The following is a 21,023-nucleotide window of genomic DNA, read 5'->3' as shown; positions in this document are numbered from 1 at the left end:
GCGCCTGCCGCTGACGGAAATCAAGATCGACCGCAGCTTCATCATGAACCTTGAACATGACGCCAATGCGCAGGCCGTGACCACGGCGGTAATCGGGATTGGCGGGCGGCTGGGCATGACTGTCGTGACCGAAGGTGTTGAAACCGTGCGGCAGCTTGACCTTCTGTGCCAGCTTGGCTGTGACGTGGTGCAGGGATACCTGTTCGCCCGCCCCATGACACCACAGAAGCTGGAAGAATGGATCAGGGAAGACCGCCTGCAGGCCGTGCTGCAGCAGGCGCTGGAAGAACGCACCGCCATCGGTGCGTAACCCGCTCCTCACATGGACCGGACACCCGACACCCCGACCCGCAAGGGCCGGGGTGTTTCATTATGGGGGCCATCCGGGGTGGTTTGCATGCCACCGGACGCGTATCATACATCGGATCAGGACGTGGTGGGCACAGGCATGGCCCGGCACGGTTTTCTTCGCCCGCGCTGCCGGTTTGCGGGCAGTGGCCACAGGATAGTTCCATGACCTTACCCGTTTTTGATCTTTGTCTGAAAAATGGCAGCGTTGTCCTGCCCGATGCGACCGTCGTGACTGATGTATATGTGCGCGAGGGGCGTATCGCCCGGATTGGCGGGACAGGGGATGCCGGTCGCGTCATTGACTGTACCGGTCTGACCATCCTGCCCGGGGTGATCGATACGCAGGTCCATTTCCGTGAACCCGGCCTGACCGGGGCGGAGGATCTGGCAACCGGCAGCATGGCCGCCGTGATGGGTGGCGTGACCGCCGTATTCGAAATGCCCAACACCAAGCCCGCCACCGACCGGCCCGAAGCCGTGCTGGACAAGCTGGAACGCGCGCGTGGCCGCATGTGGTGCGACCATGCGTTTTATGTGGGCGCCACCACGGAAAATGCCGATCGGTGTGGTGAACTGGAAATGTTGCCCGGCACGGCGGGGATCAAGATTTTCATGGGATCGTCCACCGGCAGCCTGCTGGTGTCCGATGATGCGGTGCTGGAGCGCGTGCTGCGTTCAGGCCGCCGTCGTGTCGCCATCCATGCCGAAGATGAGGCCCGGCTGCATGAACGCCTGTCCGAACGCAGGGCGGGCGATCCCTCCAGCCACCCCGTCTGGCGTGACGAGGAAACGGCCCTGCGCGCCACGCAGCGTATCGTGCGGCTGGCCCGGCGTACGGGGCGGCGCATCCATGTGCTGCATGTCACGACGCCGGCCGAACTGGAATTCCTGTCCGGGCACAAGGATGTCGCCAGTTGTGAAGTCACGCCCCAGCATCTGACGCTGGCAGGTGAGGAGGCCTATGCCGAACTGGGCACGCTGGCGCAGATGAACCCGCCAATCCGTGGCCGGAAATGGCGCGATGGCCTGTGGTACTGGATGGGGCAGGGGGTGCCCGACATTATTGGCTCCGACCACGCGCCCCATTCGCTGGAAGCCAAGCAGCGCAGCTATCCCGAAACACCTTCGGGCATGCCCGGCGTGCAGACGCTGCTGCCGCTTATGCTGGACCATGTGGCGCATGGCCGCCTGTCGCTGCGCAGGGTGGTGGACATGACATCCGCCGGTCCGCAGCGTCTGTTCGGGCTGGTGCGCAAGGGGCGCATTGCGGTGGGGTACGATGCTGATTTCTCGGTGGTGGACCTTGCCGCGCGCTGGACGGTGCAGCAGGAATGGCTGGCTTCCAGATGCGGGTGGTCGCCGTTTGTGGGCCGTGAACTGACCGGTCGTCCCATGGGCACGATCATTCGTGGCAATGTGGTCATGTGGGACAACCAGCTTGCCCCCAGCGCACAGGGCGAACCCCTGCTGTTTGATGCGACCGACCGTCCGTAATCCACTGGCAAAAGGACATAACAGCCGCTGGGCGCCGCCTTTTTTTAAGGCGGCCTTCCCTGAAGCTTTTTTATGTCCGGCCATGTATGCCCATGGGACATACGCGCCAGATGGCATGCCATATCGATCAGATCGATCTGGTTACATAATCTATTGTATTTTCAGGAAATGAAATGGTGCCCAAGGGCGGGATCGAACCACCGACACTGCGATTTTCAGTCGCATGCTCTACCAACTGAGCTACTTGGGCACCGGGCCGTCTGTCCGGCTGGGTCAGGGCAGTCGGGACCGCCGTGACGTTGGACAAGCGTTTAACCTACCTCATCATCGGGATCAACCCGTCTTGTGTATTTTTCATCCTCTTCAGAGGGAATCTCCGTCGAAGGCACGCGGTACTGCCCTGAAAACCAGCGGCCAAGGTCCACATCCGCGCAACGGCGTGAACAGAAGGGGCGGTACTGCTCCCGTGCGGGCTGCCCGCATATGGGGCAGGGGGGAAGGGCGGGCTGTTTAGCCATGATCGAATCTCCAGCCATTGACAGGCAGGTCCTGATCCATGACGGGCTGAAGCGCACGGCCTGTCAGGCGTACGAAATCCTCCATCCAGTCCGGATGGTCCTGCAACAGCGTCATGATACCATGGCCACACCCCATCGTGACGGGTTGGCCATCTGGCGGCATGCCCCGATGCGCCTGCATCTGCCCGCGCAGCGCCCGTAACAGTCGCCCTTCGGTGGACTGGAACAGTTCATGCAGGGGGGGATGCACGCGAGGACGCACGATTTCCGCCAGCCCGAGCGCCGTAAAGCCCAGGAAGCGCGGACGCAGCGGATCGTTCTTCAGCAGCGTTTCGACCGTTTCCGACAGCGCCCGACGCTTGCGTATGGCAAGTCCTGCGACATCGACAATGATCGCGCCGGACAGGTTGCGCAGCCGCAACTGGTGCAACAGGTCCGGCAGCGCGTCACGATTGGCGGCGAACTGGGCGGTCTGTTTGGGGCGGCGGTCCATGCTGGTCGCCCCGCCATCCATGTCGATCGCCACCAGTGCGGGGGTGGGGGTAATGCTGGCCGACATGCCACCGGGCAGGGACACGACGGGATCTTCCAGCGCATCGGCCTGTGCACGCAGGTCGCTGTCGAATGCGGAACTGACACGTGTCAGTCGTGGGTGAAACGCGGCGGGCAACCGTGCCGCGATGGCGGCATCATCAATAACGATCTGGGCATGTGGATAATACCGGGCCAGCCGTTCCAGCGGCGAAGGGCCGCGCCGCAGCAACTGCGGCTCCGCCCCGCCGGGCAGGTCGGGCGGCAGGTTGCGCGCGCCCAGCCTGACCCCCTTGCCCCCCTGTGCGCTGCGGGTAATGGTCACAAGGACGGTCTGTCCCTGCGTCAGGGGGCCCAGCCCTTCCGAATCCGGCAGGAAGCCCGCCTGCTCCAGTCCCGGCAGGGTGACGAACGTACCACCCAGCGCGGGGACATGGGCGCTGACCCGGGCGCGATAGATATCGCCTACCCCGTCAGCCATGTCAGGCCGCCACAGGGCAAAATCCTGCATGACGCCATCCGTCGTGACAGCAATGCGGACTTCCCCGGGACTGCTGCTGGCGCAGATGCGCATGCTCACCGCAGCCAGCACCCCTTCTGCCCACGCAGCATCTGCGCGGTTTCAAACAGGGGCAGGCCGACAATGCCGGTATAACTGCCGGACATGAACCGGACGAACGACGCCGCATGGCCCTGTATGGCATAGCCCCCGGCCTTGCCGTTCCAGTCACCTGCCTCGATCAGCGCATCAATCTGCAACGGGGTCAGGCGCGAGAATGTCACCGTGCTGGCGACCAGCCGGTTCCCCGCGCGACCACCTTTCCACGCGGCAGTGGGACGGATGGCGACGGCGGTAAAGACGGTATGACGCCGTCCCGACAGCAGGGTCAGACACCTGCGTGCCGTGTCCGCGTCCTCCGCCTTGGGCAGGATGCGCCGGCCAAGGGCGACAACCGTATCGGCGGCGATGACCAGTGCCGGACAATCCAGCGCGCCCGCCACATGTTCGGCCTTTTCCGTTGCCAGACGCTGGGCATACGGACGGGGCAGTTCATCACGCCGGGGTGTTTCATCAATATTGGCTGGATGCACCTGATCGGGAACCAGCCCGATCTGGCGCAGGAGCGCAAGCCTGCGGGGAGAAGCCGAGGCAAGGACAAGCTGCGCGCCCGTATCGCCCCCTGTGGGGACGGCTTCTGCGGTGATGACCGACAAGGACGGCTTACTTGAAGCGGAAGGTGATGCGACCCTTTGTCAGGTCATAGGGCGTCATTTCCACATTCACGCGGTCACCTGCCAGCACGCGGATACGGTTCTTGCGCATCTTGCCGCTGGTATGCGCAAGGATGGTATGCTCATTATCCAGTGTTACGCGGAACATGGCATTGGGCAGCAGTTCGGTTACTGTGCCACTGAATTCAATCATGTCTTCTTTAGACATCGTGTCCTTCAATCATCAAGGTTGCCGTCCTGCTGCGGGCCCGCAGCGCAGTACGGTTGGTTTATGTGGGGATACTCACCGCCCGGGTCAAGTTTCCTTATGCGCACGATCAAGGTCGGCCAGCCGGACGGACACGCTCAATGCATGTGCATCAAGCCCTTCGGCTTCCGCCAGGCTGACGGCGGCGGGGCCGATTTTCCGCAGCGACTCGGGCTGTGCCTCAATGAACGTGGTGCGCTTGATAAAGTCGTATACCGACAGCCCGGAGGAGAAACGCGCCGTACGGCTGGTTGGCAGCACATGGTTCGGGCCACCCACATAATCGCCAATGGCCTCGGGGCAGTACCGACCGACAAAAATGGCGCCCGCGTGCCGCACGCGGCGGAAGACCGGGGCCGGATCGTCGATCATGAGTTCCAGATGTTCAGGCGCGATGGTGTTTACAAGGTCTGCGGCCTCATTCAGGTCACGCACCGTGATGATCGCGCCATGCGCGTCCCAGCTGGTACGGGCGATTTCGGCACGCGGCAGGGTTTCCAGTTCGGTTGCGACCGCCTGTTCCACCTCTGCCGCCATGCCGGTGTCGGGCGTGATCAGGATGGATTGGGCCATGGGATCATGTTCCGCCTGAGCCAGCAGGTCGAGTGCGATGGCGCGGGGATCGTTATTGCCATCCGCCACCACGACCACTTCGGACGGACCGGCGATGCTGTCGATTCCCACCGTGCCGAAGACCTGCCGCTTCGCTTCGGCCACATAGGCGTTGCCCGGTCCCACCACGCGGTCCACCGGCGCAATGGTGGCCGTGCCATAGGCCATGGCGCCCACGGCCTGTGCCCCGCCTACGCGATAGATTTCGGTCACGCCCGCGCGCCGCGCCGCCGCCAGCACCAGCGGGTTGAGCGTGCCATCGGGCGTGGGCACGCACATGGCGATCCGCCCGACGCCCGCCACATGGGCGGGAATGGCGTTCATCAGCACCGACGATGGATAGGCCGCCTTGCCACCCGGCACATACAGCCCCACCGAGTCCAGCGCCGTCCAGCGCATGCCCAGCGTCACGCCGGCATCATCGACATACCGCATGTCGGTGGGCATCTGCGCCCTGTGGAACGACTCGATCCGGGTCGCTGCGGTTTCCAGCGCGTCCAGCAGGCCGGCGGAGACCTGACGGCAGGCGGCCTCGACCTCCTCTGGCGTGATCTTCAGGGTGGCGGGGGTCACGTTGGCCCGGTCGAAGCGGTTGGTGAATTCACACAGCGCGTCATCACCACGTGTCCGGACAGCGGCCAGGATTTCGGTTACGGGGCCGTCCACGCGGGCGGTGTCGCTGTCGCGGTCGGCCAGCAGGCCGGCGAATTCGGACCTGAAATCGGGCTGGGTGGTATCAAGGCGCTTCATGCCTGCGAATCCTTGGCTTGTGCGGAATTGGGCGCCAGCGCCGCGCGGAAGCGGTTGATGACCGCCGTGATGCGTTCAGGCTGGGTTTTCAGCGCCGTGCGGTTCACGATCAGGCGGCTGGTGATGTGGGCGATGGTGTGCGTTTCCTCCAGCCCGTTGGCGCGCAGCGTTGACCCGGTATCAACCAGGTCCACGATCAGGTGCGACAGGTCCAGGACCGGGGCCAGTTCCATCGCGCCATGCAGGTGGACGATGCTGGCGTTTATGCCGCGCGCGGCAAAGTGGCGGCGCGTCAGCGAGGGATATTTGGTCGCCACCCGCACCTGTGACAGGCGGTTGGGATTGTCTTCGAGTCCGCTGCGGTCCCTGGGCTGGGCGATGGAAATGCGGCACCCCCCGATCCCCAGGTCAAGCGGGGCATAGATTTCGGGGTAATCGAATTCCATCAGCACATCAGCGCCGCAGATGCCGATCTGCGCGCCGCCAAAGGCGACGAAGGTTGCGACGTCGAACGAACGCACGCGCACCACGTCAATGCCGGGGTCATTGGTTTCAAAGCGCAGCAGGCGGCTTTTCTCGTCATTGAAATCCGGTCCGGGCACAATGCCCGCCCTATGCAGAAGCGGCGCCGCGGCCTTGAGGATACGGCCCTTGGGCAGGGCGAGTATCAGCGGGCTATCCGTTTCCGGAACGGCGGTCTGGGCCGGTGACAGGACGGTCAATGTATTCTCCGACATGAAGGCGGGGGTAATCCCGCGTGCGGGGCGCCTTTTGGTGACATGCGCGCATACCACATTCAGCCATCATGCAGGAAGGGCGCTTTTCTGTCGGCAGCTAGTCGGAAACGCGCTCGATATGCGCGCCGCACTGCGCCAGCTTGCGCTCCACCGCCTCGTAGCCGCGGTCAAGGTGGTAGACGCGGCTCAGGATCGTCTCCCCATGGGCGGCAAGCCCTGCAAGGATGAGCGAAAATGACGCCCGCAGGTCCGTCGCCATGACCGGCGCGCCGGACAGCGAATGTACGCCCCGGATGATGGCGGATGATCCGTGTACGTTGATGCGCGCACCCATGCGGTTGAGTTCGGGCACATGCATGAAGCGGTTTTCGAAAATGGTTTCCGTCACCATCGACGCCCCTTCGGCCACCGACAGCAGCGCCATGAACTGCGCCTGCATGTCGGTGGGGAAGCCGGGATAGGGTTCGGTCATGATATCGACCCCGCGCAGCGCGCCGGTGCGCTGCACGCGTACCGCCCCGTCTTCCTGCACCATCTCCACGCCCGCTTCCTCCAGCGCGCGCACGACGGCGCCAAGGTGTTCGACCTGCCCGCCCACCAGCCGCAGTTCGCCACCCGTAATGGCGGCGGCACAGGCATAGGTGCCGCATTCGATCCGGTCGGGCATGACGCGGTACTGCGCGCCATGCAGTCCCTCCACCCCGTCAATCACCAGCTTGCCCGTGCCGATGCCGGTAATGCGCGCGCCCATGGCGTTGAGGCAGCCGACAAGATCCCCGATTTCGGGTTCACGCGCGGCGTTGACGATTTCGGTGCGCCCTCTGGCCAGGGTTGCGGCCATCAGCAGGTTTTCGGTCGCCCCTACCGAGGCGAACGGCAGGATCACCCGTTCCCCCTTCAGGCCATGGGGGGCTTCGGCATGGATGTAGCCGTTTTCCAGCGTGATCTTCGCCCCCAGCGTTTCCAGCGCCTTGAGGTGCAGGTCGACCGGGCGGGTGCCGATGGCGCAGCCACCGGGCAGCGACACGCGGGCTTCGCCACAGCGCGCCAGCAGCGGGCCGAGCACAAGGATCGACGCCCGCATCTTGGAGACGATGTTGTAGGGCGCTTCGGTATTGGTGATCTCGCCGCCAACCGCCAGCGTGCCGCCATCGCCGCTGACATCGTCCACCGTCAGGCCATGCTGTTCCAGCAGCCTGCGCATCGTGCGGATGTCGGCAATGCGCGGGACGTTGTCCAGCACCAGCCGTTCGGAGGTCAGCAGCCCCGCCACCAGCAGCTTGAGGGCGGAATTCTTCGCCCCCCCGATCACGATGTCCCCACGCAGCGGGTGGCCGCCGTGAATGATGAAACGGTCCATGACTTGCGGTTCCTGCCCTTACATACGCGGCGGGGCGACGCCAACCTGCCCCATGTATTTGCCCTTGCGGTCGGCGTAGCTGGTTTCACATGGGGATGCGCCCTGGAAGAACAGGAACTGGCAGATCCCCTCATTGGCGTAGATCCGCGCGGGCAGCGGGGTCGTGTTGCTGATCTCGATCGTGACCTGTCCTTCCCATTCCGGTTCCAGCGGGGTCACGTTCACGATAATGCCGCAGCGCGCATAGGTGGACTTGCCCAGGCAGACCACCAGCGTGTCGCGTGGAATACGGAAGTATTCGACCGTATGCGCCAGCACGAAGCTGTGCGGCGGAATGGTGCAGCAGTCGCCCCGGCGGGTGACAAAGCTGTTTTCGGCAAAGTTCTTGGGATCGACCACCGCGTTGTCCACGTCGGTGAAAATCTTGAATTCGTCGGCCACGCGCGCGTCGTACCCGTACGATGACAGCCCGAAGGAAATCACGCCCTCGCGGTTCTGTTTCTCCACGAAGGGTTCGATCATGCCGTGGTCCGTGGCCATGCGACGAATCCACGTGTCAGGCATTATTGGCATGTTGTCCCTTCCTTCGGCATCGGTGGCGCGTGGACGGGAAACCCGTCGGCTGCTGCGCGACCACTAACGAAGTGGCCGCCCGACCGCAACCGGCAATCACGCTTCGTTGCTGGATATGTCGCTGCTGTCAGGCATGGGGTTGGCGGGCGGTGCCGTGCGTGCGCGGCTCTGCTGCTTGCGCCGGCGCAGGTTGGCGCGCAGGGCCTCGGCTTCACGGGCCAGGCGCTGCTGGCGGGCAGCCTCGGCCCTGTCGGTCAGGCGGGGGGTATCTGGCCGTTCGGTCATGGTGGTGATTTCGCGCGGAGGGGGGCGGGAATAATGCCCACCACCCGTGGGGATGGCGGGCAGGCGGAAGACGTCAGGCAGGTGTCGCCGGGGTGGCGGGCTGCTGCGCGGTGTTCGCGGGCGGCATGTCCTGCGGAATGCCGCTGCGGATCAGCAGTTCACGCAGTGCCTTGACCACGGGGAAGATTTCCACGTTGCGGTCATAGCCCACCTCGTTCCACGCGGCCTGTTCCAGTTCCACGATATCCTTGTCTTCAAGGAAGATGCGGTTGGTGAACCAGCCCAGCGCGGGCCAGATCATGTCGATCAGGAACGGCGTCTGCGGGCGCAGGATGGACAGCAGGCCAAAGGACTGGGTGATGCGTTCGTCCTTGTCCACCGGCACGTAGGCGGTCCACAGGTCCATGATCAGGTCACCGTCCTTGTCGGTGATGCGCAGGGTCTGGTACGGGTATTCCGTACGGATGGTCACCACTTCCTCGACCGGCTGTTCCTTGCCCTGCAGGTCCTTGTGCTTGCCAAAGATCAGGCGTTCGGCCAGCGGCTGCTGACCCGCGCAGCGCATGAAGCTGTAGCGTGCCTCGATGAAGTCCTCACCCTTGTCCTGCCCCAGGAAGCGGGCCTTGATCTGGCCCATCTGGCGGCGGTGCAGGAACTGATGGTTCATGTCCATCAGGTTTTCGTGCATGAAGGTGTAGTGGCAGTTCACCCGTGGGCTGAAGTGCTTGGTCTTGTATTTGGGGTTGTCCGTCTGGGCCAGCTTGGGGAAGGGCGTGCTGTCGGCCTTTTCCGGATTGCCGGGGAAGACGAAGATCAGGCCGCCCGCCTCGCGCACGGGGAAGGTGCGCACGCCGTTGGGCAGCTTGCCCTTGCCAAGGTAGGGCACGTCGATGCAGCGGCCCGAACGGCCAAAGGCCCAGCCATGATAGCAGCAGCGCACGGTCTGGCCGTTCACGGTTCCCTTGCTCAGCGGGACCTGCCGGTGGGGGCAGCGGTCATACAGCGCGAAGACGCTGCCATCTTCGGGGCGGACCAGCACGATGGGCGTGCCGGCATAGCTGACCGCCAGCGTCTTGCCCTTGCGCAGGTCCGACGACCACGCGACCGGATACCAGAAATCCGGGTTGGCGTTCACCCGGCGCAGGTCGGGGTGATGGGGCTGGGGTTCGGGTGTCGTGTCTGTCTGGACGGGGGAAATCTGGTTCATGTGGTGCAGTCCCGAAGTGTTCGCGTTGAAACGGCGGGCCGCGGGTCATCCCCGTCCGCCAGAAAGAAGAATGCGCAATGGGTGAAGAATTTCGCGCGCCTTGTCGACTGCAAAACCACCCCCTGCATAAGGCCCATGCCGAATACTGGACGCTCGATCAGGGTTTTGGGACCGCCATGAGACAGATCAAGGCTATCCTGCACCTGATATGGCACAATCACCGCCTGCGCGGTTTCATCCCGCCTGCGGCAGGTGTTCTTCGTCCCAGATAACGTCCGTCATGGCGTTATGGTAGAAAGTATTCGCCAGCTGCGTATGCAGAAGTTCATCATATACAGCCAGCGTCGCGTACTGCATCGCCTGTGTTGAATAATGCTCGCGCACATTCTCGCGCGCGTGCCATGCCAGGGTCAGCCGTTCTTCCGCCGTCATGGTGGCGACATGGTGCATGCATGCCGCCAGTGCCCGGGCGTCGTTGGGGGGGAAGGCAAAACCGGTTACGCCATTGTCCACCGTTTCCAGTGCGGCGCCATGGCCCGCCACGATTACCGGGCGGCCCATGGCCTGCGCTTCCACCACCACGCGGCCAAAGGGTTCAGGCCGTAGCGAGGGGACAACCACCATGTCCGCCAGCATCATGGCGGCGGGCATGTCCGCGCAATGCCCGGCAAAGCGCAGGCGCGCGGCGATTCCCCTGCGCGTTGCCAGCGCCACGAGGTCGCGCCCCTGCTTTTCATTCGCCTCGCCCACGAAAATGCACACCCACTCCCCATCCGGGCTGGCCATGTCGTTCATCTGCGCCAGGGCTTCGATCAGCAGCGCGTGCCCTTTCCACGGCGTCACCCGTGCCGGCAGCATGATGACGGTGGCGCCGTCGGGTATGTCCCACAGGTTGATCAGGTTCTGTACCCGGTTGCCGCGCACGCCCTGCGGGTCAAACCGGGTCATGTCCGCCCCGCGCGGGATCAGGCGCAGGCGGTCGTCGCCCACTTTGTATTCCTCGCGCAGGCGGTTTTCGATGTAGCGGCTTATGGCGATGACCCGGTTGCCCGATGCCAGCACGCTGTTGTACCGCCGCTTGCCCGGCAGGTTGGCGGCATGCACGCCATGCCATGTGGTGACCAGCGGCACCTTCTGCCGCCTGCATGCAAGGTGGGCGGCCCAGGCGGGCGCGCGTGAGCGCGCATGCACAAGGTTGACGCCGTAATCGCGGATGACATGGCGCAGGCGGGTTGCGTTGCGCATGATGGACAGGGGGTTCTTGGCCTTCAGGTCCATCTCGACCGGGATGGCCCCGATGTATTTCAGGCGCGGGACCAGCCGCCCGCCCGCACTGGCCACAATGGCGGTGCCACCGGCCTGCACGATGGCCTGCGCCATTTCCAGCGTGCCATGTTCAATCCCGCCGGATTCGAGTGCTGGCAGGGCCTGCAGGATAACAGGTCGGTCGGTAACGGTTTGCATCGCATTTCCCCATACCACGATCATTCCGGAACTGCACGGGTGGCGAATGAATGGGCCCCCGGCCCTTGACCTTCTTGGCGGGCGGGACGACGAATGCGGTAATGAGAGTTTCTGCGTGCCTGCCTGTTTCCCCCTTTCCCCTGCCGGACGGATGCCCCGGACGCTTCAGCATTGCCCCGGCCCGGCCCATTGGGCGGATGCGGGCGGGGTGCCGGGTCCTGACCGTCGCGTGGGCAATGATGGCGGGGGTCTGCGCGCTGCCGCCGGGCAATGCCGCATGTAGTCGCGCACGGGCGGCGGAGACGGCGCAGCAGGTAGCCCCATCGCCAGCTGCCCCCCCCGAACCGGGACACGCGGACGCACCACGCGAGGCGTGGAGTTTCGCCCGGTGCACCACCACCCTGTCTGATGATCCCGATGGCGCGCGGGATTATGCCGAGGACTGGCTGGCCCATGGTGGCGGGCTGGAGGCGCAGCAGTGTGAAGCCCTCGCGCGTATGGAACTGGGGGATGTGGCGACGGCGGCGGCCTCGCTGGATCGCCTGTCGCATGTGTCCGGCTGGCCCATGGGGGATTCGGTCATGCCCAATGCGGCCGCGCAGGCGGATACTCCGCAGTCCCTGCGCCGCCGCGCCGCCGTGGCCGAACAGGCGGCGCGGGCATGGCAGGCGGATGACAGCCCGAAACAGGCATTCGACAGCGCGACCTATGGCCTGACGCTGGAGCCGGGGGACGTGCCGCTGCGGCTGGTCTATGCGCGGGTCGCGGTTGAACTGGACCAGCCACAGCGCGCGATAGACACCCTGACGCCGCTGCCACCCGTTCCGGTGGAACGTGATGAGGCGCTGATCGCGCGCGCTGCCGCATGGCGCAGGATGGGACGGATCGAGCAGGCCATGACCGACATCAACGCCGCCCTGAAGGACATGCCCCGCAATGGGGCCGCCCTGCTGGAACGCGGCATCCTGTACCAGCGTGAAGGACAGATGGCGCAGGCGCGCGCCGACTGGCAGGACGTGGTGACGCTGTCCCCGGATTCGGACGAGGCCGATCTTGCGCGGCAGGACCTGTCGCTGCTTGAAACCGACCCCGAGGCACCCTGATCCCATGGCCCGTATCCTGGTGATCCGGCTGGGCGCGCTGGGCGATTTCATCCAGTCCTTCGCGCCGTTCGCGGCCATTCGCGCCCGCCATGCGCATGACCGGGTGGACCTGCTGACGCAGGCGCCCTTCGCTGACCTTGCGCGGCATGCGCCGTGGTTCGACCATGTACATGTTGACCGCAGGCCGCCATGGCATGACCTGCGCGCGGTCATGGCGCTGCGTCGGCTGCTGCGGTCCTATGACTTTATCTATGATCTGCAGACATCGGGGCGCAGTACGCGGTATTTCCACCTGTCGGGCATGAAGACATGGTCAGGAATCGGGCGTGGCGCGCAGGCGGTGCATGACAGTCCGCAACGGCGCGTCATGCATACCCGCGCACGCCAGCGCGATCAGTTGCGGCATGCGGGACTCGACAGCCTGCCGGTGCCCGACCTGTCGTGGCTGGCGCAGGGCGGCCCTGTCCTGCCCGCGCCCTATGGCGTGCTGGTGCCGGGGGCGGCGGCGCACCGTCCGGCCAAACGCTGGCCGGTGGAACGGTATGCGGCCCTCGCGCAGCGCATGCACGCATGCGGCATGCTGCCCGTGATCGTGGGCAGCCGGGGGGAGGGGCCGCTTGCCGCCACCATCCGCGCAGCCTGTCCTGCTGCGTTGGACCTGACGGGGCGGACATCGCTGCTGGAACTGGGGGGCGTGATGGCGCGCGCGGCCTGCGCCGTGGGCAATGACACCGGCCCCATGCATCTGGCAGCCGCCCTGGGCGTGCCCTGCACCGTGCTGTTTTCGGCCGACAGCAACCCCGCGCTGACCGCGCCCGTGGGCCAGCATGCGGGGCAGGTGCGGGTCATTTATGTGCGTGATCTGGCAACTCTGCGCGTTGACAGGGTTGCGGCGACGCTCGCCTGACGCCATTACAGCGGAATATCTTCTTACCGGAGCAATGAAGCCATGCCTGCCATAACCCTGCCTGACGGATCCGTTCGCCGCTTTGACGGGGCAGTGACGGGCACGACCGTGGCGCAGTCCATCGGGGCCGGCCTGGCCCGCGCCGCCCTTGCCATGGAAGTGGATGGCAAGCTTATGGATATCGGTCGCGAGATCGACCATGACGCAAAGGTCCGCTTTGTGACGCGCAAGGACCCCGAGGCGCTGGAAATGATCCGCCATGACGCGGCCCATGTGCTGGCGGAAGCCGTGCAGTCGCTGTTTCCCGGAACCCAGGTCACGATCGGCCCGTCGATCGAAAACGGGTTCTATTACGATTTCTACCGCAACGAGCCGTTCACGCCTGAGGATTTCGCCGCGATTGAAAAGCGCATGGGCGAAATCGTGGCCGCGAACGAACCATTCGTGCGCGAGACATGGCCGCGTGAGAAAGCCATCCAGTTCTTTGAGGACAGGGGCGAGCGCTTCAAGGCCGAACTGATCCGTGACCTGCCCGAAGATGAGGAAATCTCCATCTACCGTCAGGGTGAGTGGCTGGACCTGTGCCGTGGGCCGCACCTGCGTGGCACGGCGGATGTGGGCAATGCCTTCAAGCTGATGAAGGTGGCGGGTGCCTACTGGCGCGGCGACCACCGCAACCCCATGCTGACCCGGATCTATGGTACGGCATGGCGTGACCGCAAGGAACTCGAGGCGCACCTGCACCAGCTGGAGGAAGCCGAGCGCCGCGACCACCGCCGCATCGGGCGCGAGATGGACCTGTTCCACATTCAGGAAGAAGCCGTGGGCCAGATCTTCTGGCACCCCAAGGGCTGGCGGCTGTATTCGGTGCTGCAGGACTACATGCGCCGCGCGCAGAATACGAATGGCTATCAGGAAGTGCGCACCCCGCAGCTTGTTGACCGCGCCCTGTGGGAAGCGTCCGGGCACTGGGACAAGTACCGCGAACACATGTTCATCGCCACTGTCGAGGATGAGGACAAGACCCTCGCCCTGAAGCCGATGAACTGCCCGTGCCATGTGCAGATTTTCCGCCATGGCCTGCGGTCCTATCGTGAACTGCCGCTGCGTATGGCGGAATTCGGGGCGTGTCATCGGTACGAGCCGTCGGGCGCGCTGCACGGCATCATGCGCGTGCGTGGTTTCACGCAGGATGATGCGCATATCTTCTGTACCGAAGACCAGATCGCCGATGAAACCGCGCGTTTCGTGCGCATGCTGGCCGATGTATACCAGGACCTTGGATTCGAACACTTCCGTGTGAAATTCGCTGACCGTCCCGAACAGCGCGCCGGTGACGACGCGACATGGGACCGTGCGGAAAATGCGCTGAAGGTCGCCTGCGACATGGCGGGCGTGACCTATGAACACAACCCGGGCGAGGGCGCGTTCTATGGCCCGAAGCTGGAATTCGTGCTGCGCGACGCCATTGGCCGTGACTGGCAGTGCGGCACGCTGCAGGTTGATTACGTGCTGCCCGAACGGCTGGATGCGTCCTATGTGGGGGAAGACAGTGCGCGCCATCGTCCGGTCATGCTGCACCGGGCGATTCTGGGGTCGTTCGAGCGATTCCTTGGTATCCTGATCGAACAGCATGCGGGCCGTTTCCCGCTGTGGCTGGCGCCGGTGCAGGTGGTGGTGGCATCCATCGTGACCGATGCGGCGGATTATGCCCAACATGTGACCGACAGCCTGCGCAAGGCGGGGCTGGTGGTGGAAGCCGACCTGCGGAACGAAAAGATCAACGCCAAGATTCGCGAACACAGCCTGGCGCGTGTTCCGGTGATTCTGGTGGTCGGTCGCAAGGAAGCGGAGGAAAACACCGTCGCCCTGCGCCGCCTTGGCGGCAAGGCGCAGGAGGTGCTGCCGCTGGAAGAAGCGGTGTCCGCCCTTGCATATGAAGCCCTGCCACCCGATATCCGCAGGGAACGCGGCTGACCGCCTGGTTCCGTGCCGCGATTGCATGGCTGTTTTCGCAGGTACGGGACAAGACAGTACTTGATCTGTGGCGTGTCTTTGCGTCACATATCTTTCCATAATGTAAGGTCATGCCTTGCCTGCGCATCTGCCGTGGTTCCGGCCATGGATGCGTCGGTATCGGGGATGGCCTTATCTGCCGTTTGAATGAAACAGTTACAGGAGCTGACCATAGCCAGACCCCCGATGCCCACTCCGCCAAATCGAGAGGGCCCCCGTGTCAATGAAGAGATCCGCGTACCGCAGGTCCGTCTGATCGACGAAGAAGGCGAGATGCTGGGCATCATGTCCACGCGTGATGCGCTGGCCCGTGCCTATTCCGTTGGCCTTGATCTTCTGGAAATCAGTCCGAATGCCGAGCCGCCCGTGGCGAAGGTCCTTGACTACGGGAAGTTCAAGTACGAACAGCAGAAGAAGCGTAACGAAGCGCGCAAGAAGCAGAAAGTCATCGAAATCAAGGAAGTCAAGGTTCGTCCGAACATTGACGAAAATGATTATCAGGTGAAGATGCGCGCCATGAAGACCTTCATTGGCGAAGGCGACAAGGTGAAGGTGACCCTTCGCTTCCGTGGCCGTGAAATGGCGCATCAGGATCTGGGTGTGAAGGTTCTGGAGCGCATCCGCGCGGAAATGGATGAGATTGCCAAGGTTGAGCATATGCCCAAGCTTGAAAACCGCCAGATGATCATGGTGCTTGCCCCGCGTTAAGGGCAGGCCCACGTATCTGTGTTATGAAAAGGCCCGGTGGCGTTATTCCACCGGGCCTTTTTTGTATGTACTGCATGCTGGATGAACAGGGATGGACGCAGATGGCCGCACGCCATGTGTCAGGCAGCTTTTTCCGTCACGCGGGTCTGGTCGAATCATTCACAGGTAAAAACAGCAGAGGTGTCCGGGGCCGCCTGTTCAGACAGGCGGCGTTTTCTGAAGCATTCTGAAAAAAGCCTCACCAGAAACGTTCGCTCATTTTTCTTATCCGGCGGGCTTCAGGATCAGTGTGGCGCGGACGGTTGCCGTAACATCCTGCATGCCGGTTGGGGCTTCGGGGCCGGGCATGTCAACGCTGGCGGCGCGCGCCATCATCATCATGGGCATCGGGCGCGGCATGTTCTGGTCTTCCAGCGTCACGGTACGGATGGAGGCAACGGTCAGCTTCAGCGTGCTGGCAGCCGCCTGCGCGCGCTGCTGCATGTCCTGCAGGGCCAGCGTTTCGGCCTTGCGGGTCAGGTCCGCCCGCCGTTCGCGCGAAAGCGACCAGTCCAGCCGGGTCAGGGCCAGGTTATCAGCCTGTAACTGGCCCACCAGCGGCAGCAGCACCTTGCCGTCGGTGGCGGTCAGGCGGATGCTCTGGCGTGCGACCCATTGCGGCTTTCGGTTCTGCTGCCTGTCGCCATCATCATGGTGCACGAAATACGACTCGGCATTCAGGGTCAGTCCCGATGCATGGGCGCTGGCTGCCGTGACCTTGCCCACCAGTGCATTGACCTGCGCCTGTGCGCTGGCGGCCGTGTCGGCCCGGGCTTCGGCCATGAACGTGGCCGTCAGTTCATCAGGCTGGGCCTGCACCGTGCCGGACGCGGACAGGTCCAGTTCGGTTGCATTGGGGGGAATGGTATTTACGGACTGGGTCTGGGCCATGCCACCTGCCGGATGCAGCGTTGCCGCCACCAGCATGCCGGGCAGCACGATGCGCAGGCTGTGGCGGGCAAAAAGCGTCAAAGGGGAAAAAGTCATGAATGCGTGGTCTCCTTCAGTTCAACCAACGCACGACGCAGGCGCACGATCCCTGAACGGATTCGCCCCTCGCGGCACATGTCTTCTCCCTGCGTGCGCAGGCTATCCACATCCTGCGGCAGGGCGGGGCCATAGGCGTCGATGATGTTCAGCAGCCGGTTACAGTAAGCCTTGGTGTCGCTGGTAATGATCACGGGCTTGTCCGCGCCATCCCGTGTGGCGATGACATCCGCCCCGGCGCCTGCCTCGACCGGGGCTGCGCCACACAGGCAGAAACTCATCACAACGATGGCAGGCGCCATGGCGGGGTGCATGTTCATGATGTTACTTTACGCTACTGTTCATGTCATGCTGATGGGAGAAAGGTGACCTTTCCGTCATGCCTGATATGTGCAGCGGAGATGGAAAATCTTCTTCCATGCCTGAAATCGCGCAGGCCGCGATTGGCAGCGCCAGTGAAACCGTCAGCCCCGGGTTGTGCGCCGACAGGTGCATCCGTCCCCCATGCAGTTGCACGATGGCCCGCACCATGGACAGGCCCAGCCCCGACCCGGGGGTATTGCGCGCTTTTTCCGCACGGAAGAAGCGTTCTGTGGCCCGTTCCATGTCGGCCTCGCTCATGCCGATTCCCTCGTCGCTGACACACAGGTCCAGCATGCCCTCCCCCGACGGGCCGACAATGCGGCCGGGGGCCAGTTCGCGCACCTGCGCGCGCAGGTGGACGGTGCCGCCGGGCGGCGAGAACTTGATGGCGTTGTCCAGCATGTTGGCCACCGCCTGCTGGATCAGGGAACGGTCCCCATGGAAGATCAGGCTTTCAGGCAGGTCCAGCGCCAGCGCGATGTCATGGTCTTCCGCCACGGCTTCGTACAGGTCGGCCACATCGCGCAGGACCGGGACCAGATCGAACGTCATGAAGGCGGAGCGGCGGGCCCCGGCCTCGATCTGGGCAATGCGCAGCAGGGCCTCGAACACGGCGGTGACGTTGTCCAGATTGCCCACCGCGCGTTCGATCGCCTCACGCAGTTCCTCATCCGTGGTGGCATGCAGCGCTGCATCCTCAAGCTGGGTGCGTGCGCGGGCGATGGGGGTGCGCAGGTCATGGGCAATGGAATTGGAGACCTGCCGCACGCCATCCATCAGCCGCACGATCCGGTCCAGCATTTCATTGATGGCTTCAGCCACCTGATCCATTTCATCGCCATTGCCGACCAGCGGCATGCGGCGGCTCAGGTCGCCATGGGCAATGGCGGATGTCGTGCGGGCCACGGTCTTGACCATGCGGCGGAAAATGCCGTGCACCAGCACCGCGCCACTGACCGCCAGCAGCGTCACCATGACCCATGCCCATAACAGCGAATCGGTCAGCAGGTGGCGCAGGATGCCACGCGCGCGCACGTCACGCCCCACCAGCAGGCGATAGCCGCTGTCCAGCTGGCCTGCCGTATGGCTCTGCGCCGTGCCGGGCAGGCGGTAGGCATGCAGTTCGGCCATGCCGCGCAGGCCCGCCCTCGTATCGGGCAGGGAATACCAGCGGTCCGTGTACTGCACCTTGGCGGGCCATCCCGACACGTTGCCGGTCAGGTAATTGCCCTGCGGATCAATGACGAGGTAGATCGCGTCGTCATCCAGATTCTGCTCCAGCCTGTCCTCGATAGTCAGGGCCAGCGTGGGCAGGCCGCCCATCATCCACCGTTCGGCCAGGGCATGGGCATCGGCATTGATGGCGGTTTCCACCTGGCGCTCCAGAAACCCGATCGTGCCCCACCACATGAAGGACATGAACAGGATGGAGGACAGGGCGAACATCATGCCATACGCCAGCGAAAACCGCAGGCTGGCTGACCGCCACGCCCGCCAGCGTGACGGGCGCGGCATGGCGCGGGGGAAACCGGTGGGCATCACAATCCCGCCCACGGGCAGGGATGCCGCCTATTCGGCACGCAGCATGTATCCCGCATTGCGGATGGTATGGATCAGCGGCGTGCCGAACGGCTTGTCCACCTTCTGGCGCAGGCGCGACACATGCACGTCAATCACGTTTGTCTGCGGGTCGAAGTGGTAGTCCCACACGCCTTCCAGCAGCATGGTGCGGGTCACGACCTGCCCCGCGTGCCGGGTCAGGTATTCCAGCAGGCGGAATTCACGCGGCTGCAGGTCGATCTTCTGGCCCGCACGGCGGACGGTGCGCGACAGCAGGTCGATTTCAAGGTCGGCCACTTCCAGCTTGGTCTGGGGGGCGGCTTCCGTCCGGCCACGGCGGCCAAGGGCTTCGACGCGGGCCAGCAGTTCGCTGAAGGCGAAGGGTTTGGTGACGTAATCGTCGCCGCCCGCCTTCAGTCCCTGCACGCGGTCATCCACATCCGCCAGCGCCGACAGCAGCAGCACGGGGGTCGTGTTGTTCTGCGCGCGGATGGTTTCCAGCAGGCGCACGCCGTCAATGCCGCCGGGCAGCATGCGGTCAAGTATGATCAGGTCGAACTTCTCGCTTACGGCCATGAACAGGCCGTCCTTGCCGTTATCGGTCAGTTCGACCAGATGCCCGGCTTCCTTCAGGCCCTTGGCCACGAAATTGCGGACGGTGGGATCATCTTCAACAACAAGAATATGCACGTTGCCTCACGTCGTTTGGGGCGGGGTCAGTCAGTCTTCCATGTCCTCGTCGGGGCGGTGGCCGACGCAGGCTGGCAGGCTGAGCGTGTCATGGCGGCGGCGGATATGCAGCACCACGGTTGACCGGGGCCGTTTCGCCGCGATCGAGCGGATCAGCATGCGCGATGTATCGATCGGTTCATCATTCACGGCGGTAATGACATCCCCTATATGCAGGTGCGCCTTCATGGCCGGCCCGTTGCGGTCGATGCCGACAATCTGCACGCCGTCATGTCCCGGGCCGTCCGCCAGTGTAACACCCAGCCATCCCCGGTCGATATGGCCATTGTGGCGCAGTTCTTCCACAATAGGTGCCACGATTTCGGACGGAAGGCCAAACCCGATGCCAACCGACCCCCCGGTGGGCGAGACAATGGCCGTGTTCACCGCCACCACCTGCCCGCCCAGATTGAATGACGGACCACCGGAATTGCCGGGATTGATCGGGGCGTCGATCTGCAGGAAGTCATCGAACGGGCTGGTGCCGATATCGCGCCCGCGCGCCGACACGATGCCCGCGGTAACGGATGATCCCAGCCCGAACGGGTTGCCCGCCGCCATGATCCAGTCCCCGATATTGACCAGCCTGCTGTCCCCCCATGGCACGAAGGGCATGGGGTGCGGGGCATGGATCTGGATGACCGCAATATCCGTCAGGTCATCGCTGCCGACCAGATGGGCAGGGAATTCCGTGCCATCAGCCAGGGACACGGTAATCAGGTCGGCGCCCCCCACCACATGCGCATTGGTCACGATCACGCCGCTGGGGTCGATCAGGAAGCCCGAGCCCGCACCCAGCATTTCCTCCCCATGCGCGCGCATGCGTTCACGAAACCTGTGTTCAAACGGCGTGCCCTTCACGCTGGGCGGCAGGGGCTGGTGGCTGGTGGCGCTCCGGTTATCCTGTGAAACCGCGATATTCACCACCGCCGGTCCCACCTGGCGTACCAGCGGGGCGAAGGTCAGTGGTCCCGTCGCCACCACCGGCGGCACCGGCGGGGCGAACAGGGAGGGATTGGGCGGCACGGCGGATGATGCCGCAACGTCCTGCGCGCATGCCCCCGTTGCCAGTCCGGCCAGGCCAGGCATGCCCAGCAGCAGCATTGGCAACAACCGGGAAACCGGACGGCGGGCCATGGCGATCCGTGTCATGTATGGCGGTGGAAGGAAACGTTCATGATCATTCATGTTATCTGAAAAAAGCGGCAATGCCATGGCTGCATGACATCATGGACGCAAATGCATGCGG

The 21,023-nt window shown here is 64.1% G+C and carries 22 protein-coding genes and 1 tRNA gene; 6 read left to right on the top strand and 17 right to left on the bottom strand.

The window, feature by feature from the left end:
* Together B7449_RS08990 and B7449_RS08985 are read left to right on the top strand one after the other, a co-directional pair.
* Positions 1 to 310 (top strand): EAL domain-containing protein (locus B7449_RS08990; RefSeq protein WP_048883572.1); only part of this gene is annotated, 310 nt, incomplete at its 5' end.
* 203 nt (positions 311 to 513) lie between these two features.
* On the top strand, positions 514 to 1,845 hold the full coding sequence (locus B7449_RS08985; RefSeq protein ID WP_039732406.1) for a dihydroorotase: 1,332 nt from the start codon (positions 514 to 516) through the stop codon (positions 1,843 to 1,845).
* Between the two features lie 174 nt (positions 1,846 to 2,019).
* Here B7449_RS08985 and B7449_RS08980 read toward each other — a convergent pair.
* The 12 genes from B7449_RS08980 to B7449_RS08925 form a co-directional block, all read right to left on the bottom strand.
* Positions 2,020 to 2,095, bottom strand: a tRNA-Phe gene (locus tag B7449_RS08980).
* 61 nt (positions 2,096 to 2,156) lie between these two features.
* A complete protein-coding gene (locus tag B7449_RS08975) occupies positions 2,157 to 2,363 on the bottom strand; it encodes a DNA gyrase inhibitor YacG (protein WP_082071142.1) in 207 nt (68 codons plus the stop codon).
* Positions 2,356 to 3,468 carry a ribonuclease E/G gene (locus B7449_RS08970; RefSeq protein ID WP_235721335.1) on the bottom strand — a complete coding sequence of 371 codons (1,113 nt, stop codon included), beginning with the start codon at positions 3,466 to 3,468 and terminating at the stop codon, positions 2,356 to 2,358. Before B7449_RS08970 ends, B7449_RS08975 begins: the two co-directional genes overlap by 8 nt.
* A 2-nt stretch (positions 3,469 to 3,470) precedes the next feature.
* Positions 3,471 to 4,109, bottom strand: a complete 639-nt coding sequence (locus B7449_RS08965; RefSeq protein ID WP_082084815.1) for a Maf family protein — start codon at positions 4,107 to 4,109, stop codon at positions 3,471 to 3,473.
* A gap of 7 nt (positions 4,110 to 4,116) precedes the next feature.
* A complete protein-coding gene (infA, locus tag B7449_RS08960; protein WP_010508114.1) occupies positions 4,117 to 4,335 on the bottom strand; it encodes a translation initiation factor IF-1 in 219 nt (72 codons plus the stop codon).
* An 87-nt stretch (positions 4,336 to 4,422) separates the two neighbouring features.
* Positions 4,423 to 5,736 carry a histidinol dehydrogenase gene (gene hisD / locus B7449_RS08955; protein ID WP_039732404.1) on the bottom strand — a complete coding sequence of 438 codons (1,314 nt, stop codon included), beginning with the start codon at positions 5,734 to 5,736 and terminating at the stop codon, positions 4,423 to 4,425.
* Positions 5,733 to 6,530 carry an ATP phosphoribosyltransferase gene (gene hisG, locus B7449_RS08950; protein WP_039732403.1) on the bottom strand — a complete coding sequence of 266 codons (798 nt, stop codon included), beginning with the start codon at positions 6,528 to 6,530 and terminating at the stop codon, positions 5,733 to 5,735. The genes hisD and hisG overlap by 4 nt, the downstream gene beginning before the upstream one ends.
* 40 nt (positions 6,531 to 6,570) lie before the next feature.
* Positions 6,571 to 7,833, bottom strand: a complete 1,263-nt coding sequence (gene murA, locus B7449_RS08945) for a UDP-N-acetylglucosamine 1-carboxyvinyltransferase (RefSeq protein ID WP_039732402.1) — start codon at positions 7,831 to 7,833, stop codon at positions 6,571 to 6,573.
* 18 nt (positions 7,834 to 7,851) lie between these two features.
* On the bottom strand, positions 7,852 to 8,406 hold the full coding sequence (gene dcd / locus B7449_RS08940; RefSeq protein WP_010514792.1) for a dCTP deaminase: 555 nt from the start codon (positions 8,404 to 8,406) through the stop codon (positions 7,852 to 7,854).
* A gap of 96 nt (positions 8,407 to 8,502) precedes the next feature.
* On the bottom strand, positions 8,503 to 8,691 hold the full coding sequence (locus B7449_RS08935) for a hypothetical protein (RefSeq protein ID WP_039732401.1): 189 nt from the start codon (positions 8,689 to 8,691) through the stop codon (positions 8,503 to 8,505).
* 73 nt (positions 8,692 to 8,764) lie between these two features.
* Entirely contained in the window at positions 8,765 to 9,898 is a 1,134-nt protein-coding gene (locus B7449_RS08930) for an aromatic ring-hydroxylating oxygenase subunit alpha (protein WP_039732399.1), read from the bottom strand.
* Positions 9,899 to 10,132: 234 nt separating this feature from the next.
* On the bottom strand, positions 10,133 to 11,362 hold the full coding sequence (locus B7449_RS08925; RefSeq protein ID WP_039732418.1) for a glycosyltransferase family 4 protein: 1,230 nt from the start codon (positions 11,360 to 11,362) through the stop codon (positions 10,133 to 10,135).
* A 101-nt stretch (positions 11,363 to 11,463) separates the two neighbouring features.
* Here B7449_RS08925 and B7449_RS08920 point away from each other — a divergent pair, with 101 nt between their 5' ends.
* The 4 genes from B7449_RS08920 to infC all read left to right on the top strand — a co-directional run bounded on the left by B7449_RS08920 (position 11,464) and on the right by infC (position 16,096).
* Positions 11,464 to 12,465: a tetratricopeptide repeat protein gene (locus B7449_RS08920; protein WP_235721328.1), complete on the top strand. Its 1,002-nt coding sequence runs from the start codon at positions 11,464 to 11,466 to the stop codon at positions 12,463 to 12,465.
* Positions 12,466 to 12,469: 4 nt separating this feature from the next.
* Positions 12,470 to 13,372, top strand: a complete 903-nt coding sequence (locus B7449_RS08915; protein WP_039732397.1) for a glycosyltransferase family 9 protein — start codon at positions 12,470 to 12,472, stop codon at positions 13,370 to 13,372.
* Between the two features lie 42 nt (positions 13,373 to 13,414).
* Positions 13,415 to 15,349, top strand: coding sequence for a threonine--tRNA ligase (gene thrS, locus B7449_RS08910; protein ID WP_039732396.1), 1,935 nt, complete (start codon positions 13,415 to 13,417; stop codon positions 15,347 to 15,349).
* 225 nt (positions 15,350 to 15,574) lie between these two features.
* Complete coding sequence (gene infC, locus B7449_RS08905; protein WP_010514802.1) at positions 15,575 to 16,096, top strand: translation initiation factor IF-3; 522 nt, start codon at positions 15,575 to 15,577, stop codon at positions 16,094 to 16,096.
* A 264-nt stretch (positions 16,097 to 16,360) separates the two neighbouring features.
* On the opposite strand, the gene B7449_RS08900 is transcribed toward infC, so the two are convergent.
* From B7449_RS08900 to B7449_RS08880, 5 genes are read right to left on the bottom strand one after another with little or no spacing between them, the layout of a single operon-like run.
* The gene (locus B7449_RS08900; RefSeq protein WP_039732395.1) at positions 16,361 to 17,122 is read right to left on the bottom strand and encodes an SIMPL domain-containing protein; all 762 of its coding nucleotides are present in this window, start codon (positions 17,120 to 17,122) and stop codon (positions 16,361 to 16,363) included.
* The gene (locus B7449_RS08895; RefSeq protein WP_039732394.1) at positions 17,119 to 17,442 is read right to left on the bottom strand and encodes a hypothetical protein; all 324 of its coding nucleotides are present in this window, start codon (positions 17,440 to 17,442) and stop codon (positions 17,119 to 17,121) included. The genes B7449_RS08900 and B7449_RS08895 overlap by 4 nt, the downstream gene beginning before the upstream one ends.
* A gap of 4 nt (positions 17,443 to 17,446) precedes the next feature.
* Positions 17,447 to 19,024: a sensor histidine kinase gene (locus tag B7449_RS08890; protein WP_039732417.1), complete on the bottom strand. Its 1,578-nt coding sequence runs from the start codon at positions 19,022 to 19,024 to the stop codon at positions 17,447 to 17,449.
* Positions 19,025 to 19,054: 30 nt separating this feature from the next.
* On the bottom strand, positions 19,055 to 19,735 hold the full coding sequence (locus tag B7449_RS08885; protein WP_039732393.1) for a response regulator: 681 nt from the start codon (positions 19,733 to 19,735) through the stop codon (positions 19,055 to 19,057).
* A gap of 30 nt (positions 19,736 to 19,765) precedes the next feature.
* Entirely contained in the window at positions 19,766 to 20,989 is a 1,224-nt protein-coding gene (locus tag B7449_RS08880; protein ID WP_039732392.1) for a S1C family serine protease, read from the bottom strand.
* Positions 20,990 to 21,023: the final 34 nt, after the last annotated feature.

Source organism: Komagataeibacter intermedius TF2, from assembly GCF_000964425.1.
GTDB classification, from domain to species: domain Bacteria; phylum Pseudomonadota; class Alphaproteobacteria; order Acetobacterales; family Acetobacteraceae; genus Komagataeibacter; species Komagataeibacter intermedius.
This window is presented reverse-complemented; position numbering and strand designations above follow the sequence as displayed.